Origin of the sequence: Streptomyces sp. NPDC046915 (assembly GCF_040644935.1) — a bacterium.
Classification (GTDB): domain Bacteria; phylum Actinomycetota; class Actinomycetes; order Streptomycetales; family Streptomycetaceae; genus Streptomyces.
In genome coordinates this window covers 32,199-48,126 of the sequence record NZ_JBEYXB010000028.1, presented here as the reverse complement: position 1 = coordinate 48,126, position 15,928 = coordinate 32,199, and the positions used below count along the sequence as shown (strand labels likewise).

Genomic DNA, 15,928 nt, shown 5'->3' with positions numbered 1-15,928 from the left:
AAACGCGCATGTTTCCGGTCTTGAGCGGTCCCTGAGTCTCTCCCAGGGGTTTGTGTTTTTCCGGCAAAAGCGGTTTGCTTTCCGACGTACTGCAGTACTGCATATAACAGGGGGGCGGCGAAACGGCGGGCGCCGCACACCCCCGGCCCTATCGTTATCGATGAAAGGAAATCCGGTGGCACAGAAGGTTCAGGTCCTTCTTGTCGACGACCTCGACGGCGGCGAGGCGGACGAGACGGTGACGTTCGCGCTGGACGGCAAGACGTACGAGATCGATCTCACGACCGCCAATGCGGACAAGCTGCGCGGACTTCTCGAGGCCTATGTGAAGGGCGGGCGTCGTACCGGAGGCCGTTCCGCGGGCGGGCGCGGAAAGGCCCGTGCCGCTTCCGGCGGCAGCCAGGACACCGCGCAGATCCGCGCCTGGGCGAAGGAGAACGGCTACGAGGTCAATGACCGCGGCCGTGTTCCCGCGACCATCCGCGAGGCCTACGAGAAGGCCAACGGCTGAGCGCACAGGCGCCGCAGCCGGACCCGGTGACAATGCGTTGCCACCGTGTCCACCAGTCGTACGAGATCGGGGGCGCCCACGCCGCCCCCCAAGGCCGACAGCGTCGGCACCGAGGCCTCGACCTCGCACCCCGGTTCGGGGGGCCGCAGCCATACGGCGGCCCCCTGAAGGACGGCCGGGACGGCAGGAACACCGGAGCCGCCCGGGGAAAACGGTCGGACTCCGGTGGAAGTCCGCTCGGGAGGAATGGGCGCCTCCATGTGCCCGTCCGCGCCCAGCGCCACCAGATCCAGCGCCAGCGCGCCCCACTCCAGCCAGTCCAGCAGCCCCGGTAGTTCCTCGGCGCTGCCCGCGGCCACCAGTAGCCGCATCCGGTCGCCCCGCACGGCCACCGGAGAGCCCGGCCCCAGGCGTCCGAGCGCGGCCACGCCCGCCTCGGCCGGCACGTCCAGGACGTCGAAGCGCAGGCCCGTGACGAGCCGTACCGGCGATCCCGGCACCGTGGCCCACCCCAGATCGTTCTCGTACCAGTGCCGGATTCCGGCGCTCGAGTCGAACGGTCGACGAGGGAGGGGGACCATGGAGACCACGGGGGCAGTGCCAACCATGACAAGAGCAACCGCCGAAACAGGCTCCGAGTTACGCTGGGTGTACGGACGATTGCGCCTGGTGCCCGAAGTGGGGGCACCTGGGGGGCGCGCAGGGGCGCAAGGTTGTTCGCCCATAGCGGAGCGAACCGGTGCGCGCGGCATGGACTGTCAGTGCGTACGGGTAAGACATCCCTAGTGGGAGGGGGCGACGCGCAGGACGGGCCTGTCTCACGTTCGCCATCGGCGTACTGGCGACAGGGGTAAGTGCCTGGCCTGCGGGAACATCGTCTCGCACCATCGGGTTGGAGCAGATGTCGGCGTCACGGGTCAGGAGGCCATCGACGGTGTCGGCAGTTGGAATGAGCGGTCCCCGCTTGCGGGACTAAGCTGCGGAAGGACAGGGAGGGGAAGTTCCCCCCACTGCCTGACCGCTCTGAGGAGCGATTAACGATGTTCGAGAGGTTCACCGACCGCGCGCGGCGGGTTGTCGTCCTGGCTCAGGAAGAAGCCCGGATGCTCAACCACAACTACATCGGCACCGAGCACATCCTCCTGGGCCTGATCCATGAGGGTGAGGGTGTCGCCGCCAAGGCCCTTGAGAGCCTCGGGATTTCGCTCGAGGCGGTCCGCCAGCAGGTGGAGGAGATCATCGGCCAGGGCCAGCAGGCCCCGTCCGGGCACATCCCCTTCACCCCCCGTGCCAAGAAGGTCCTGGAGCTGTCGCTCCGCGAGGCCCTTCAGCTGGGCCACAACTACATCGGCACGGAGCACATCCTGCTCGGCCTGATCCGTGAGGGCGAGGGCGTCGCCGCCCAGGTCCTGGTCAAGCTGGGCGCCGATCTCAACCGGGTGCGGCAGCAGGTCATCCAGCTGCTCTCCGGCTACCAGGGCAAGGAGACCGCCACCGCCGGCGGCCCTGCCGAGGGCACCCCCTCGACGTCCCTGGTCCTCGACCAGTTCGGCCGGAACCTCACCCAGGCCGCTCGTGAGTCCAAGCTCGACCCGGTCATCGGGCGCGAGAAGGAGATCGAGCGGGTCATGCAGGTGCTGTCCCGCCGTACCAAGAACAACCCGGTGCTGATCGGTGAGCCCGGCGTCGGCAAGACCGCCGTCGTCGAGGGCCTGGCCCAGGCCATCGTCAAGGGCGAGGTGCCCGAGACCCTCAAGGACAAGCACCTCTACACCCTGGACCTCGGCGCGCTGGTCGCCGGCTCCCGCTACCGCGGTGACTTCGAGGAGCGCCTGAAGAAGGTGCTCAAGGAGATCCGCACCCGCGGCGACATCATCCTGTTCATCGACGAGCTGCACACGCTGGTCGGTGCGGGTGCCGCCGAGGGCGCCATCGACGCCGCTTCGATCCTGAAGCCGATGCTGGCCCGCGGTGAGCTCCAGACGATCGGCGCCACGACGCTGGACGAGTACCGCAAGCACCTGGAGAAGGACGCGGCCCTGGAGCGCCGCTTCCAGCCCATCCAGGTCGCCGAGCCCTCGCTGCCGCACACCATCGAGATCCTCAAGGGTCTGCGCGACCGTTACGAGGCGCACCACCGCGTCTCCATCACGGACGAGGCGCTGGTCCAGGCCGCCACCCTGGCCGACCGCTACATCTCGGACCGCTTCCTGCCGGACAAGGCGATCGACCTGATCGACGAGGCCGGTTCCCGGATGCGTATCCGCCGGATGACCGCTCCGCCGGACCTGCGCGAGTTCGACGAGAAGATCGCCGCCGTCCGCCGGGACAAGGAGTCCGCGATCGACTCGCAGGACTTCGAGAAGGCCGCCTCCCTCCGCGACAAGGAGAAGCAGCTCCTGGCCGCGAAGGCCAAGCGGGAGAAGGAGTGGAAGGCCGGCGACATGGACGTCGTCGCCGAGGTCGACGGCGAGCTGATCGCCGAGGTCCTCGCCACGGCCACGGGCATCCCGGTCTTCAAGCTGACCGAGGAGGAGTCGTCCCGCCTGCTGCGCATGGAGGACGAGCTCCACAAGCGGGTCATCGGCCAGGTCGACGCCGTCAAGGCGCTGTCGAAGGCGATCCGCCGTACGCGCGCCGGTCTGAAGGACCCGAAGCGTCCCGGTGGCTCGTTCATCTTCGCCGGCCCGTCCGGTGTCGGTAAGACCGAGCTGTCCAAGGCGCTCGCCGAGTTCCTCTTCGGCGACGAGGACGCGCTGATCTCCCTCGACATGTCGGAGTTCAGCGAGAAGCACACGGTGTCGCGGCTCTTCGGTTCGCCCCCCGGCTACGTGGGCTACGAAGAGGGCGGCCAGCTGACCGAGAAGGTCCGCCGGAAGCCGTTCTCGGTGGTCCTCTTCGACGAGGTCGAAAAGGCCCACCCGGACATCTTCAACAGCCTTCTGCAGATCCTGGAGGACGGTCGCCTGACCGACTCCCAGGGCCGGGTCGTGGACTTCAAGAACACGGTCATCATCATGACGACCAACCTCGGCACCCGGGACATCTCCAAGGGCTTCAACCTGGGCTTCGCGGCCTCGGGCGACTCGAAGACCAACTACGAGCGCATGAAGAACAAGGTCCAGGACGAGCTCAAGCAGCACTTCCGCCCCGAGTTCCTCAACCGCGTCGACGACGTGGTCGTCTTCCCGCAGCTGACGCAGGAGGACATCCTGCGGATCGTCGACCTGATGATCGGCAAGGTGGACGAGCGCCTGAAGGACCGGGACATGGGCATCGAGCTCTCCCAGTCCGCCAAGGAGCTGCTGTCCAAGAAGGGCTACGACCCCGTGCTGGGCGCCCGGCCGCTGCGCCGCACGATCCAGCGCGAGATCGAGGACTCCCTGTCGGAGAAGATCCTCTTCGGCGAGCTGCGCCCCGGTCACATCGTGGTCGTGGACACGGAGGGCGAGGGCGAGACCAAGACCTTCACCTTCCGCGGCGAGGAGAAGTCCGCCCTCCCGGACGCCCCGCCGATCGAGCAGGCCGCGGGTGGGGCTGGGCCCAACCTGAGCAAGGACGCGTAAGCGCTGCGCTCGGCTTCAACCCGAAGGGGGCTGCCCCGGGACCTTCCGTCCCGGGGCAGCCCCTTTTTTACGACGCCTGATCTCAGGACAACTGCCCGTTGTAGTCCGGCAGTTTGAACGTCTTCTCGGCGTGGCCGCCCGAGAGGTCGGTGGTGCTGTTGCCGATGTTCGCGATGATCGTGTAGCCGTCGTTCTCGATGTCGACGCGCTGGGCGGTCTTGTAGGCGGCGACGTCCTTGAAGAGGTCGAACAGGCCCCGGACGTAGAGACCGGAGACGTCGTAGCCGTCGTGCTCGAGGTTCCACTCGGTGGGGGCGGCGATGATGCCCGGGCGGGCGGTGACGAAGAACAGGGAGACGCCGTGTTCCTGGGCGTACTCGGCCACGTTCAGCACGGGCTTGTTGGCCGGCTGCGGGTAGCTGAAGCCGAAGTCGGTCTCCAGCGTGGTGTTGTCGACGTCGAAGACGATGGCCTGCTTCTCGCCCGGCTTGGCGGCCGCGATGCGCTGCTCCAGGTATGGCAGGGCCTGGTCCATGGCCGTCTGGCAGTCCTTCTGCCAGGTGGCGTAGTCGACCTTGGCGGCGGTGGTGCTCGTGCTGCTGGCCGTCGCGGCGTCGGCCGGGGCGGCCATGGCGACGAAGGCGGCCGCGGATACGGCGGTCGCGGATACGCGCAGCGCCCAGGGGCGTCGTCTGTTCATCGGTGGGGGGTTCCTCTCACTCCATACGCTGCCGGTGTCGTGGGCATGATCGTGCGTGAGGGTGGCGCGAGGGGAACCGTAAGGTTACTGGAGGGTAGGCGTACAGAGATGTGCGTCACACTAAGGGAGTTGACCGATGTCGTCGATCGCCTGCTGGACCACCCGCGTCAAGTCCGCTTCCGTTGGCACGAGTTCGCGGTCGGCAGACGAGAGGGTCGAGTAGTTGGCCACGGCGAGCGGGTTGTTGCTCGCGTCGAGGGCGAGTTGGACCGCGGCCCTATTGTGGTGGGCGCCGATCAGGAATCCGATGGTGCTGTCGTCGCGCTGGGGGTCGCGGACCATCCGGTCGACCACGCTTACGTAGAAGTTGAGTTTGCCGACGTGCTCAGGGCGCACATCCTTCGTCTTGAGCTCGAAGACGAAGTAGCGGTGCAGCTTGAGGTGGTAGAAGAGCAGGTCGATGCGGTATTCCTCGCCGCCGATGAGCACCGGGTACTGACGGCCGACGAATGCGAAGCCCACGCCGAGTTCCGTGAGGAAGCGGACCATGTTGGCGACGATCGCCTCTTCGAGTTCGTGCTCCGCGTGGTGCTTGTCGAGGCCGAGGAAGTCGAGGCGGTACGGGTCCCGGGCCAGTTCCTTGAGTACCGCTGAGCCGTCGGGGACCGTCACCTCGAAATTGGTTGCCGCGGAGCCCTGGGTGAGGTGCAGCTCCTGGCGGATGAAGCGGTCCAGCAACGCGCGCGACCAGCCGTTGCGGATGGCTTCGGTGGCGTAGAAGTCCAGCTCGGAGCGGGTGTCGAGCTTGTCCATGAGGACTGTGACGTGGCCCCACGGCAATTGTGCAACACGCTGTTGCACAATTGGCTCCGGCCAGGTGCGGGCCATCTTCTGCATGTACATCAGGTTGCGGCGGGAGAATCCGCGCTGCCCCGGAAAGGCCGCTTTCAGATCCGCCGCGAGCCTGGCCACGACCTTCGTGCCCCAGCCCTCGTCTTCCTGTCGGGCCAGGATCAGCTTGCCGATCTGCCAGTACATCCGGACGAGTTCGGTGTTCACGGCCCGCTGGGCGCGGTGGCGCGCGCCGAGACCGTCTCCTTGACCTCGCCCAGGAGATCGCCGTACCAGGACGGGAGCGAGCCGAGCTGAGTGGGGACGGTGGCGTCGGACGCCTCGGTGTTGCTGTGCATGGCGTGAGCGTCGCGCACGGTGATCTTCGTGCGCGGGTGAATTCGGTCAGGTCATCCGAACGTGTGAGTTTGGGTCGACGGCGCGTATGAGCGCGGCCAGGGCGGCGGGAGTGGTCCTGAGGATCGTCTCGGGGTGGTCGCTCTCGCGGAGGTGGATGGGCCCGGCGGGCGTGGGGCGGCCAGGTTCAGGCAGTTGGCTCCGCCGGCTTCGCTGCCGCTCACCTGCACGCTCTTCACTCCCGCCGTCGCGACCTCTCCCAAGGTCTGCCGGGACTTCGTGCGGTCCACGCTGAACACGCTGGGGCTGGGCGATCTCGCCGACACGGCTGCCCTCTGCACCTCCGAGCTGGTGACCAACGTGCACCAGCACGTTCGGGGCGAAGTGCACCTCAGAGCCACCGTCGAGGCGGCAGGCGTTCGCGTCGCCGTGTATGACGGGAGCCACCGACCGCCCCGCCCGCAAGGGCGGGTCGGCGGCGACGCCGAGTCCGGGCGGGGGCTGCTGCTCGTGGCCTCGCTCGCCGACGGGTTCGGGGTGACCGGAGCCGAGCGGGGCAAAGGAGTGTGGTTCCGGCTCGACAGCGGCCGGGCGCTGCCCCGTTGGCTCGTGCCTGGCGCGTAGCGCAGGTCACATTCGGGGGGTCGTGGATCTCGGGGGCCGGTGACATGCCGCACAGGCGAAATGTCCGATACTAGTGGAGATAGTGGGACTTTGCGGGTGGGAGAGGGGTGGCTTTCGGCGTGGTCTCGGGTGTCAAGAAGTGGGTGAAATAAGGGCCGAATACTACTGATGGCCGTAGTTGGTCCGTTTTGGGATGAATGGGGCTGGGCGGTACCAAGGGATGGCGCCACCCGCTGACGCAGTCGCGTCGCGTCGGGTGGTCTCTCCGTTCCCGAGTTCGCGAGGTTTTGATGTTCCAGCGCGTCACGTCCCGCTCCGTCCGTACGTCCCTGCTGCGCACCCGCGTCGCCGCCCTGGTCGCCGGTGTGGGCGCGTCGGCCGTGCTGGGCGTCGGGGTCGCGAGCGCCGTCGGTCCGCACACCGCCGCAGCCGCCACGACCGCCGCCAAGCCTGTCGCCGCCAAGCCGGCCGCCGCCAAGCCTGCCGTGAAGCCGGCTGCCAAGCCCGCCGCCAACTCCGCCGCCACCTGGGTCGACCCGGTGAAGAAGTACACGCTGTCCGCGGGCTTCGACCAGGCCGGCAGCCACTGGATGCACAAGCACAGCGGGCAGGACTTCGCCGTGCCGAGCGGTACGAACGTCGTCGCCGCGCACAACGGCACCGTGGTCAAGGCCGGCGGCAACGGCGCCGGTGACGGGCCCGCCTACGGCAACGCGATCGTCGTCAAGCACGCCGACGGGCAGTACTCGCAGTACGCCCACCTGTCGCGGATCGACGTCAGGGTCGGCCAGACCGTCGCCACGGGCCAGCACATAGCCGAGTCCGGCAACACCGGTAACTCCACCGGCCCGCACCTGCACTTCGAGATCCGCTCGACCCCGAACTACGGCTCCGCGATCGACCCGGTCCCCTTCCTGCGGGCCAAGGGCGTGATCGTCTAACTCCCCGTCCCGCGGGCGCCCTCGTGCGCCTGCGTGACCAGGTCCACGGCGACCTCCAGAACGGCCTCGCGCCGCTTCTCGGGGTCGCCTTCGACGTCCTGCATGATGAACATGCCCGCGTGCAGCGTGAACAGGGCGCTGACGCAGCGGACCTGGTCGACGAGGGTCGAGTCGGGGTCGATGATGATGTCGCGCAGGCCGCGCATGCGGTCCTTGAAGGTGTCGCCGATGCGCAGTTCCCGTACCGTCGCCTGGTTCTCCTGCATGAAGCGGAAGAGCGGCTCGGCGCCGGTCAGTGCCTGGCTGTAACGCCGTACGATCTCCTGCTTCGTCTCCAGCGTGTGCGGCTGGCGCGCGCCCCACTCGATCAGTTCCTGGATCGGCTGCGTCAGGTCCTCGAAGAGGCTGACGATGATCTCTTCCTTGGTCTTGAAGTGGTAGTAGAGCGCCGCCTTCGTGACGTCCAGGCGCTCGGCGATCTCGCGCAGGGACGTCTTCTCGTAGCCCTGCTCGGCGAAGAGTTCGAGGGCCACGTCCTGGATGCGCTGGCGGGTGTTGCCGCGGCGCTGCTGCTTGGTGCCGTCCATGGTGACGCCCATCCTCGTACTCCTTGCGCTCCCGCGGAAACTTACTTGACGCCCGGCTAGTGACATCGCTACCTTCACCAGTGTAGTGAACTAGCCGGGCGGCAAGTAAGTAGCGGTCCGGGGGGAGTGGGAAAGATGGCGGACACAGAGGGCGCACAAGGCGTGGCAAGCATGGAAACAGAGGGCAAGAAGCCCAGGAGCGTGCGGGTCGTCCTGCTCGCGCTGATGATCGCGATGATGCTCGCGATGCTGGACAACATGATCGTGGGCACCGCGATGCCGACGATCGTGGGCGAGCTGGGCGGCCTGGAGCACCTGTCGTGGGTGGTGACCGGGTACACACTGGCGACCGCCGCGGCGACCCCGATCTGGGGCAAGCTCGGCGACATGTTCGGCCGCAAGGCCACCTTCCTCACCTCGATCGTGATCTTCCTGATCGGGTCCGCGCTCAGCGGCATGGCCCAGAACATGGGTGAGCTCATCGGGTTCCGGGCCGTTCAGGGGCTCGGCGCGGGCGGCCTGATGGTCGGCGTCATGGCGATCATCGGTGATCTGATCCCGCCCCGGGAGCGCGGCAAGTACCAGGGCATGATGGCCGGCGTCATGGCGCTGGCGATGATCGGCGGTCCGCTGGTCGGCGGCACCATCACCGACAACTGGGGCTGGCGCTGGTCCTTCTACATCAACCTGCCGCTCGGCGCGGTCGCGCTGGCGCTGGTCAGTGCCGTGCTGCACCTGCCGAAGAAGCGCTCCAAGGCCCGCATCGACTACCTGGGCGCCGCGCTGCTGACCATCGGCATCACCTCGATCGTGCTGGTCACCACCTGGGGTGGCTCGGAGTACGCGTGGACCTCCGCGCGGATCATGGAGCTGATCGGCATCGGTGTCGCCGCGCTGGTCGGGTTCGTGTTCTGGCAGACCCGGGCCGCCGAGCCGGTCGTACCGCTGCACATCTTCCGCAGCCGCAACTTCACGCTGATGTCCGTCATCGGCTTCATCACCGGCTTCGTGATGTTCGGCGCCACGCTCTTCCTGCCGCTGTACCAGCAGTCCGTGCAGGGCGCGTCCGCGACCAACTCCGGGCTGCTGCTCCTGCCGATGCTGGGCGCGATGCTGGTGACCTCGATGGTCGCCGGGCGGATCACCACCAACAGCGGGCGCTACAAGGTCTTCCCGATCGCCGGCGGTGTGCTGATGATCACCGGCCTGTACCTGCTGTCGACGATGGACACGGGGACCTCCCGGTTCACCTCCGGGGTGTTCATGGCCGTCCTCGGCCTCGGCATGGGCTGCCTGATGCAGATCACCATGCTGGTCGCGCAGAACAGCGTGGAGATGAAGGACATGGGCGTGGCCTCCTCGTCCACCACCCTCTTCCGTACGCTCGGCTCCTCCTTCGGCGTCGCCATCATGGGCGCCCTGTTCAACAACCGGGTCAAGGACGTCATGGCCGAGCGGGTTGGCTCGGCGGCCTCCAAGATGCAGTCCGCGCAGCTCGACGCGGCCAGCCTGAAGAAGCTGCCGGCGGCGGCGCGGGAGGCGTACCAGCACGCGGTCTCCGCCGGTACGCACTCGGCGTTCCTGCTGGGCGCGGTCGTCGCGGTGGTCGTGCTGGTGGCGTCCTTCTTCGTCAAGGAGGTCCCGCTCAAGGGCGGACCGCAGAAGCCGGAGGGCGGCGCGGCGGACAACGCCGACGCGGTGCCGGCACCGGTCGTCGAGGCCGTCTGACCGCAGTGAGCCGAAGGCCCCCGGAGTGTGTCCGCCCCGGGGGCCTTCGCCATGGGCGGCCGAAGTCGCGGCGGCGTCGGCGCCGCCGGCGCCGTTGTCAGTGCCCCGTGCCACCATCCCCGTATGGACAAACTGCGCCAGTTGCGCCTGGCCAAGGACGCCATGGACCGCGACTGGGCCGACCCGGGGCTCGACCTGGACGCGGTGGCCGCGCACGCCGGATATTCGCGGTACCACTTCATACGGGCCTTCAAGGAGACGTACGGCGAGACGCCCGGCCAGTACCTGACGCACCGCCGCATCGAGCGGGCCGAGGAGATGCTGCGCACCGCCAACCTGTCGGTGACCGAGATCTGCCACCTGGTGGGCTTCAGCAGCCTGGGCACCTTCTCCGCCCGGTTCAAGGCGTGGACCGGGCTGACGCCCAGCGAGTACCGGACGAAGCACGTGGGGCGCGGAGCCGCGCTCATACCCGGGTGCTACGCCATGCTGTGGGCGGGAGGGTTCCGGAGGGGCCCGGGTGCCGCAGAGCGCAATTCCGGAGAAGCGGGCTGAGGCCGGCCCTGCCTACGGTTGCTGGGCAGAAGCCGATCGCCGTGGACAGGAGCGCGCCATGATCAAGGGGCTCAAGATCTCGACCGTCTGGGTACTCGACCAGGACCGGGCCAAGGAGTTCTACACCGAGAAGCTGGGACTCGAGGTCCGTACGGACCTCACGATGGGCGAGGGCGGCATGCGCTGGCTGACCGTGGGCGCCGAGAGCCAGCCCGACGTGGAGCTGACCCTGATGGTGCCGGGGCCGCCCGCGATGGACCCCGAGTCCGCCGAGATGGTGAAGAAGCTGGTGGCCAAGGGGGTGCTCGGTGCCGGGGTGCTGACCACCGACGACGTCCACGGTGACTACAAGGTGCTCAAGGAACGCGGTGTGGAGTTCCTCCAGGAGCCGCAGGAGCGTCCGTACGGTACGGAGGCGCTGTTCCGCGACGACTCCGGCAACTGGTTCTCCTTCACCCAGACCCGCGAGGGCGACCTCGACACCTCGAAGGGCTGGGCGAACTGAGCCCGGCCCGGGGCGGTTGCTGAGGTTCAGCGGCCCGTCGCCAGGTTCACCCCGCCCGTCGCCTCCAGGACGACTCCGGTCACGAAGGTGTTCGCGGCCAGCATGTGAACGGCACGGGCGATGTCCTCGGGACGGCCGACCCGGCCCACGGGGGTCGCGGCGGCGAGGGCGTCGAACGTGGCCTGGCGCTGCTCGGCCGGCATGGCGTCCCACCAGGGCGTGTCGACGACGCCCGGCGAGACGGCGTTGACCCGGAGCGGGGCCAGTTCCACGGCGAGCGGCGGGACCATCGCCTCCAGGGCGCCGTTGATCGCGGCGAGGCCGGCGGTGCCGGGCATCGCGGCGCGCGCGGAGGCGGCGGTGATCAGCGTCACCGAGCCGTCGGCGCGCAGCCGGGGCAGGGCCGCCTGGAGGACGCGCAGGTGCGGCCAGAACTTGCCGTCGAACCCCTCCGCGAGCTCCGCCAGGTCGAGGGCGGCGAAGGGGCCGCCGCCCTTGGCGCCGCTGAGGGCGAGGACCAGGTGGTCGACGGGGCCGGACTGGGCGAAGAAGGCATCCACGGCGGCCCGGTCGGCCGCGTCCAGGCGGTGTGCCGAGGTCTTGCCGCCGATACGGGTGGCGGCCGCGTCGAGCCGTTCCTGGTCGCGGCCGGTGATGACCACCTCCGCGCCGTCCGCCGCGAAGGCCGCGGCCGCCGCCTCGCCGATCCCCGAGCTGCCGCCCATGACGGCGACGCGCTGTCCGGCGAAAGCGGGGGAGTTGACGTGGTTCGGAGTGCTCATGAGTGGCTTCTCTCCTGTGACTCGCCGGGTCTCGACCCCTTGCCGAGAACGTCGGTCTCGTCAAAGTGTTGCCGAGACCGGTAGTCTCGTCAAGGGAGTTCCGGAGGGGCTCTCGGAGAGGATGGGCCCGTGGACACGAAAGAACCGCGCCCCGTGGAGTCACGCCCCCACACCGGCCGCCGCCGCAACGAGGCCGTCCGCCGGGCGATCCTCGACGCCGCGCTGGACCTGATCGCCGACGCGGACGGCGCCCCGGTGACCGTCGAGACCATCGCCCGCGCGGCCGGCGTCGGAAAGCAGACCCTCTACCGCTGGTGGCCCTCCAAGGGCGCCGTCCTGCTGGACGCGCTCACCGACTACGCCGCCCAGGAGGTGCCCACGCCGGACACCGGCAGCCTCCGCGACGACCTGCGGGCCCTGGCGACGGCCACCTTCGAGGCGTCCCAGCGCGCCCCCTCCGCACCGGCCCTGCGCACCCTCGTCACCGAGGCCGCCCGCGACCCCCACCTGGCCGAGCTGATGCGGAACTTCACCGAGTCCCGCCGGGCCGCCGTACGCGAGATCCTCCAGCGCGGCCGCGAGCGCGGCGAACTGCCCGCCGACCGGGATCTCGACCTCGTCGTCGACCAGTTCTACGGCTTCTTCTGGTACCGCTTCCTGCTTGGCCACGCCCCCCTGGACGCGGCCACCGCGGAACGGCTCACGGAGTCCCTGCTGCGGTGAGGGCCCATGGCGTCGGCCCTGGGCCGTGCCCGGTGTCGTGGCTCGGCCGGAGGCCTACGGCAGCATCGGATAGCTGCCCGTAGCGGTCGGCGCGTGCTCCGGCAGCCACAGGACCGCGACCGCCCCCTCCGCCGGGACGTGCTCGGGCGCGCCCGCGGGCCGGACGTTGCGGAAGGTCAGGCGGGCGCCCAGCACCCGGGCCTGGCCCGCGGCGATGGTCAGGCCGAGGCCGTGGCCCTGGCCGGCGCGGTCCTTGCTGCCGGTGCGGAAGCGGCTCGGCCCCTCCGCGAGCAGTTCCTCGGGGAAACCGCGGCCGTGGTCGCGGACCCGGATGACCCGGCCCTCGACGCTGACCTCGATGGGCGGCTTGCCGTGCCGGGCGGCGTTGGCCAGGAGGTTGAACAGCACCCGCTCCAGGCGCCGCGGGTCGGTCGTCACCCACGACTCGTGCACCACATGCACGACGACGGCCGGATCCTTGGCGGCCACCCGCCGGGCCACGAACTCGCCCAGCATGATGTCCTGCAACTCGGCCCGCTCGGAGGCGCTGTCGAGCCGGGCGACCTCCAGGACGTCCTCGACGAGCGTGCGCATGGCCTTGGCGCGGTCGAGGACCAGCTCGGTCGGCCGGCCGGGCGGCAACAGCTCGGCCGCCGTCAGCAGCCCGGTCACCGGGGTGCGCAGCTCGTGCGCGATGTCGGCGGTGACCCGGCGCTCGGCCTCCAGCCGCTGCTGGAGCGCGTCCGCCATCGCGTCCACCGCACGCGCGAGGTCGTCGGTCTCGTCCCGTACGACCCCCCCGATGGCGTCCCGCACCCGTACGTCCGGCTCGCCCTGGGCGACCTGGTTCGCGGCGGCGGCCGCCTTGCGCAGCCGGCCCGAGAGCTGGCCGCCGATGAGCACGCCGAGCGCGCTGCCGCCGAGCACGACCGCGATGGACCCGATGACCAGGGCCTGGTCGAGGTCCTTCATCACGTCGGTGCTGCGGTCGGTGAAGCGGGTGTGCAGGGACAGCACATGCCCGTCCTTCATCGGCACGGCCGCCCAGATGTCCGGCGCGTTGCCGCCGTGGTCCGTCACGAAGGTGGCCCGGCGGCCGTCCTCGACCTTCTCCCGCAGCGCCGGCGGCAGCTTCGGGTCGTCGATCTCGGAGCCCGGGAAGTTCGTGTGCCGGTTCAGCACATAGTTCCGCTCGGGAATCTGAAGCCGCTCCAGCGCGAGGTCGCGCGCGTTGTCCAGCATCGACACCCGGGCGGCGTTGTGCACGACCAGGCTGAGCGCGACCGCCACCAGCGCGCCGACCAGTGCGATGGCCGCGCTGAGCTTCCATCTGATCCCCGTGCGCAGACTCGCACGCTCCACGCGCCCCCTGACCCGGCGCCGAATGATCCCCCGCATGCCCCTGCCCCGCTCAGGCCTTCAGCTTGTAACCGAAGCCACGGACCGTCTCGATCCGGTCCTGGCCGATCTTCGTCCGCAGCCGCTGCACATGGACGTCGACGACCCGGGTGTCCCCGCCCCAGCCGTAGTCCCACACCCGCTCCAGCAGCTTGTCGCGCGAGAGCACCGTCCCCGGCGCCGAGGAGAACTCCAGCAGCAACCGCATCTCGGTCGGAGTGAGCGCCACCGGCTGTCCGGCCCGGCGCACCTCCATGCCCTCGGTGTCGACCTCCAGCTCGCCGAAGGTCAGCAGCCCGCCGTCCACCGGTGAATCGGAGTCGTCCCCCCGGTCCCCGCCGCTCGCGTGCCCGAAACGGCGCAGCACCGCGCGGATCCGGGCGACCAGCACGGCACCGTCGAACGGCTTGGTCACATAGTCGTCGGCGCCCGCCTCCAGGCCCAGCACCACGTCGATGGAGTCGGCGCGCGCCGACAGCATGATCACCGGCACCGTCGACTCGTCGCGGATGCGGCGGCACAGGCTGACCCCGTCCAGGCCCGGGACCATGACGTCCAGCAGCGCGATGTCGGGCCGGTTCGCCCGGAACGACTCCAGCCCCGACAACCCGTCGGGCTTCGCGGTGACCGCGAAGCCGTCCCGCTCCAGGGCGAGCTGTGTGGCCTCACGGATGACGTCGTCGTCCTCCACGAACAGGACGTGGGTCTGTTCTGCCATCCCGGTGCTCTCAGTCCTCGTATGAATGTCGTGCTCTCGAACAGGTGACGCAGGGCGCGGTGGAGCGGTTCACTCAGCTGCCCGGCACCGCAATCAGGCGCCCGGCACCGGAGTCAGGTGCTCGGCACCGGAGTCGCGTCGCCCCCGACCGCGTTGCCGTAGTCGGTGTGGTGGAAGTCCTGCTGGACGAAGCGTCCCGCGGTCCAGCTGTACGTGATCACGTTCTCGCCGGACGGGTTCGACACCGGGTCGCCCTTCTCGTACACCTGCTTGGTCACCATCAGGTCGCCCCGGTCGACCTCCGCGTACACCGGGGACTCCTCGGCCTTGAACACATTCTCGTACCTGCCGCTCTGCGCGCGGTACACATACGCTCCGAGCCCCACCGCGTCGCCGCAGGTCAGCACGTTGACGACGACGTCGTCGACGCTGCCGCCGGTGAGGTTGCCGTAGGTCACGTCGACCGGGTAGTCGTCGCCGGAGCACGGCTTGAGGTCCCGCTTGACCGTGTCGGAGACCTTCGGGTCGTCCTTGACGAGCGCGACCGCGTCCACCCGTCGGAAGGTGTCGGAGGGGCTGGGCGCGGGGGAGGCCCCGACGCCGGCCACCGAACCGGCGTGCGCCGGGCCCTCGTCCCGGGCTCCGGTGCCGCCAGTCGCACAGGCGGCGGCGAAAAGGCCGACGGCGGCGAGCACGGCCGTCGCCGTGATCGCCGCCTGCAAGCTCAGTCGGGCCCAGCTGGGCCCGGACCCGGTCAGGCCGCGCAACGCTCCCGCTCCTCACGCTCCAGCGCGCGTGCGTCCAGATCGCGGGCCTCCAGCTCCTCACGGAGCCGGGCGAGCGCCCGGTGCAGCGTGCTCTTGACCGTTCCGGCCGACATGCCGAGGGCCGCGGCGGTCTCTTCCGTGGACATCTGCTCCCAGTGTCGCAGCACGACGACGCTGCGCTGCTTGGGAGCGAGAACCTTCATGATGTCCATCAGCAGGGCCCGGTCCGCGTGCTGCTCGGTGGAGTCGTCCACGGAGGCGTCCGGCAGTTGCTCGGTGGGGACCTCCTCCAGCTTCCGTGCCCGCCACCACTCGGTCCGCGTGTTGATCATCACCCGGCGCAGATAGGCGTCCGCGAGCCGCTTGTCCGCGATGCCCTCCCAGCGGCCGTACGTCCGCACCAGCGCCGTCTGCAGCAGATCCTGGGCGTCGACCGGGTCGGGCACCAGCCGGCGGGCGCTGCGCAGCAGCGCGTCCTGCCGAGTGCGGACGTACTCCTCGAACTCGAGCACCTCGCCCTGCGCCATGATCAACCGCCTCCCGTTCCCCGTTTTCATCTCCGGATCGTGCCTGCCGTGCCGGTGGTCTGCCGGGCACAGGGAAGAAGCTACGGAGCTCGTGTCACGGCGCTGTCC

Annotated in this window: 18 protein-coding genes; 8 read left to right on the top strand and 10 right to left on the bottom strand. The window is 69.4% G+C overall.

The window, feature by feature from the left end:
* Window positions 1–175 precede the first annotated feature (175 nt).
* Complete coding sequence (locus tag ABZ915_RS42670; RefSeq protein ID WP_361814873.1) at window positions 176–511, top strand: Lsr2 family protein; 336 nt, start codon at window positions 176–178, stop codon at window positions 509–511.
* Here ABZ915_RS42670 and ABZ915_RS42665 read toward each other — a convergent pair.
* Window positions 490–1,119: an SCO3374 family protein gene (locus tag ABZ915_RS42665; protein ID WP_361814870.1), complete on the bottom strand. Its 630-nt coding sequence runs from the start codon at window positions 1,117–1,119 to the stop codon at window positions 490–492. The two genes, ABZ915_RS42670 and ABZ915_RS42665, sit on opposite strands and share 22 nt — an antisense overlap.
* A gap of 432 nt (window positions 1,120–1,551) precedes the next feature.
* Here ABZ915_RS42665 and ABZ915_RS42660 point away from each other — a divergent pair, with 432 nt between their 5' ends.
* Complete coding sequence (locus ABZ915_RS42660; protein ID WP_361814868.1) at window positions 1,552–4,077, top strand: ATP-dependent Clp protease ATP-binding subunit; 2,526 nt, start codon at window positions 1,552–1,554, stop codon at window positions 4,075–4,077.
* Window positions 4,078–4,159: 82 nt separating this feature from the next.
* Here ABZ915_RS42660 and ABZ915_RS42655 read toward each other — a convergent pair whose 3' ends face one another.
* From ABZ915_RS42655 to ABZ915_RS42645, 3 genes are all read right to left on the bottom strand, one after another.
* Window positions 4,160–4,777, bottom strand: coding sequence for an HAD family acid phosphatase (locus tag ABZ915_RS42655; protein WP_361814865.1), 618 nt, complete (start codon window positions 4,775–4,777; stop codon window positions 4,160–4,162).
* A gap of 120 nt (window positions 4,778–4,897) precedes the next feature.
* Window positions 4,898–5,836 carry a PDDEXK nuclease domain-containing protein gene (locus ABZ915_RS42650; RefSeq protein WP_361814862.1) on the bottom strand — a complete coding sequence of 313 codons (939 nt, stop codon included), beginning with the start codon at window positions 5,834–5,836 and terminating at the stop codon, window positions 4,898–4,900.
* Window positions 5,833–5,967, bottom strand: coding sequence for a hypothetical protein (locus ABZ915_RS42645; protein WP_361814859.1), 135 nt, complete (start codon window positions 5,965–5,967; stop codon window positions 5,833–5,835). Before ABZ915_RS42645 ends, ABZ915_RS42650 begins: the two co-directional genes overlap by 4 nt.
* A 193-nt stretch (window positions 5,968–6,160) precedes the next feature.
* Here ABZ915_RS42645 and ABZ915_RS42640 point away from each other — a divergent pair, with 193 nt between their 5' ends.
* Together ABZ915_RS42640 and ABZ915_RS42635 are read left to right on the top strand one after the other, a co-directional pair.
* Window positions 6,161–6,589 (top strand): ATP-binding protein, encoded by a 429-nt coding sequence (locus tag ABZ915_RS42640; RefSeq protein ID WP_361814856.1) that lies wholly within the window; start codon window positions 6,161–6,163, stop codon window positions 6,587–6,589.
* Between the two features lie 290 nt (window positions 6,590–6,879).
* On the top strand, window positions 6,880–7,530 hold the full coding sequence (locus ABZ915_RS42635) for a M23 family metallopeptidase (RefSeq protein WP_361814853.1): 651 nt from the start codon (window positions 6,880–6,882) through the stop codon (window positions 7,528–7,530).
* Here the strand turns inward: ABZ915_RS42635 and ABZ915_RS42630 are convergent.
* Window positions 7,527–8,129 carry a TetR/AcrR family transcriptional regulator gene (locus tag ABZ915_RS42630; RefSeq protein ID WP_361814850.1) on the bottom strand — a complete coding sequence of 201 codons (603 nt, stop codon included), beginning with the start codon at window positions 8,127–8,129 and terminating at the stop codon, window positions 7,527–7,529. The two genes, ABZ915_RS42635 and ABZ915_RS42630, sit on opposite strands and share 4 nt — an antisense overlap.
* 159 nt (window positions 8,130–8,288) lie before the next feature.
* Here ABZ915_RS42630 and ABZ915_RS42625 point away from each other — a divergent pair, with 159 nt between their 5' ends.
* The 3 genes from ABZ915_RS42625 to ABZ915_RS42615 all read left to right on the top strand — a co-directional run bounded on the left by ABZ915_RS42625 (window position 8,289) and on the right by ABZ915_RS42615 (window position 10,905).
* A complete protein-coding gene (locus ABZ915_RS42625) occupies window positions 8,289–9,845 on the top strand; it encodes an MDR family MFS transporter (RefSeq protein ID WP_361814847.1) in 1,557 nt (518 codons plus the stop codon).
* 123 nt (window positions 9,846–9,968) lie between these two features.
* Entirely contained in the window at window positions 9,969–10,400 is a 432-nt protein-coding gene (locus ABZ915_RS42620) for a helix-turn-helix transcriptional regulator (RefSeq protein WP_361814844.1), read from the top strand.
* Between the two features lie 58 nt (window positions 10,401–10,458).
* The gene (locus ABZ915_RS42615) at window positions 10,459–10,905 is read left to right on the top strand and encodes a VOC family protein (RefSeq protein WP_361814841.1); all 447 of its coding nucleotides are present in this window, start codon (window positions 10,459–10,461) and stop codon (window positions 10,903–10,905) included.
* A 26-nt stretch (window positions 10,906–10,931) separates the two neighbouring features.
* On the opposite strand, the gene ABZ915_RS42610 is transcribed toward ABZ915_RS42615, so the two are convergent.
* Window positions 10,932–11,687 carry an SDR family oxidoreductase gene (locus tag ABZ915_RS42610; RefSeq protein WP_361814838.1) on the bottom strand — a complete coding sequence of 252 codons (756 nt, stop codon included), beginning with the start codon at window positions 11,685–11,687 and terminating at the stop codon, window positions 10,932–10,934.
* Window positions 11,688–11,816: 129 nt separating this feature from the next.
* Between ABZ915_RS42610 and ABZ915_RS42605 the strand changes: the two genes are divergently transcribed.
* A complete protein-coding gene (locus ABZ915_RS42605) occupies window positions 11,817–12,410 on the top strand; it encodes a TetR/AcrR family transcriptional regulator (protein ID WP_361814835.1) in 594 nt (197 codons plus the stop codon).
* Between the two features lie 54 nt (window positions 12,411–12,464).
* Here ABZ915_RS42605 and cseC read toward each other — a convergent pair whose 3' ends face one another.
* The 4 genes from cseC to ABZ915_RS42585 all read right to left on the bottom strand — a co-directional run bounded on the left by cseC (window position 12,465) and on the right by ABZ915_RS42585 (window position 15,820).
* Window positions 12,465–13,808, bottom strand: a complete 1,344-nt coding sequence (gene cseC / locus ABZ915_RS42600) for a two-component system sensor histidine kinase CseC (protein ID WP_361814832.1) — start codon at window positions 13,806–13,808, stop codon at window positions 12,465–12,467.
* 13 nt (window positions 13,809–13,821) lie between these two features.
* The gene (gene cseB / locus ABZ915_RS42595; RefSeq protein WP_361814829.1) at window positions 13,822–14,526 is read right to left on the bottom strand and encodes a two-component system response regulator CseB; all 705 of its coding nucleotides are present in this window, start codon (window positions 14,524–14,526) and stop codon (window positions 13,822–13,824) included.
* 113 nt (window positions 14,527–14,639) lie between these two features.
* Complete coding sequence (locus tag ABZ915_RS42590; protein WP_361814826.1) at window positions 14,640–15,293, bottom strand: hypothetical protein; 654 nt, start codon at window positions 15,291–15,293, stop codon at window positions 14,640–14,642.
* Window positions 15,281–15,820, bottom strand: coding sequence for a SigE family RNA polymerase sigma factor (locus ABZ915_RS42585; RefSeq protein ID WP_067006350.1), 540 nt, complete (start codon window positions 15,818–15,820; stop codon window positions 15,281–15,283). Before ABZ915_RS42585 ends, ABZ915_RS42590 begins: the two co-directional genes overlap by 13 nt.
* Window positions 15,821–15,928: the final 108 nt, after the last annotated feature.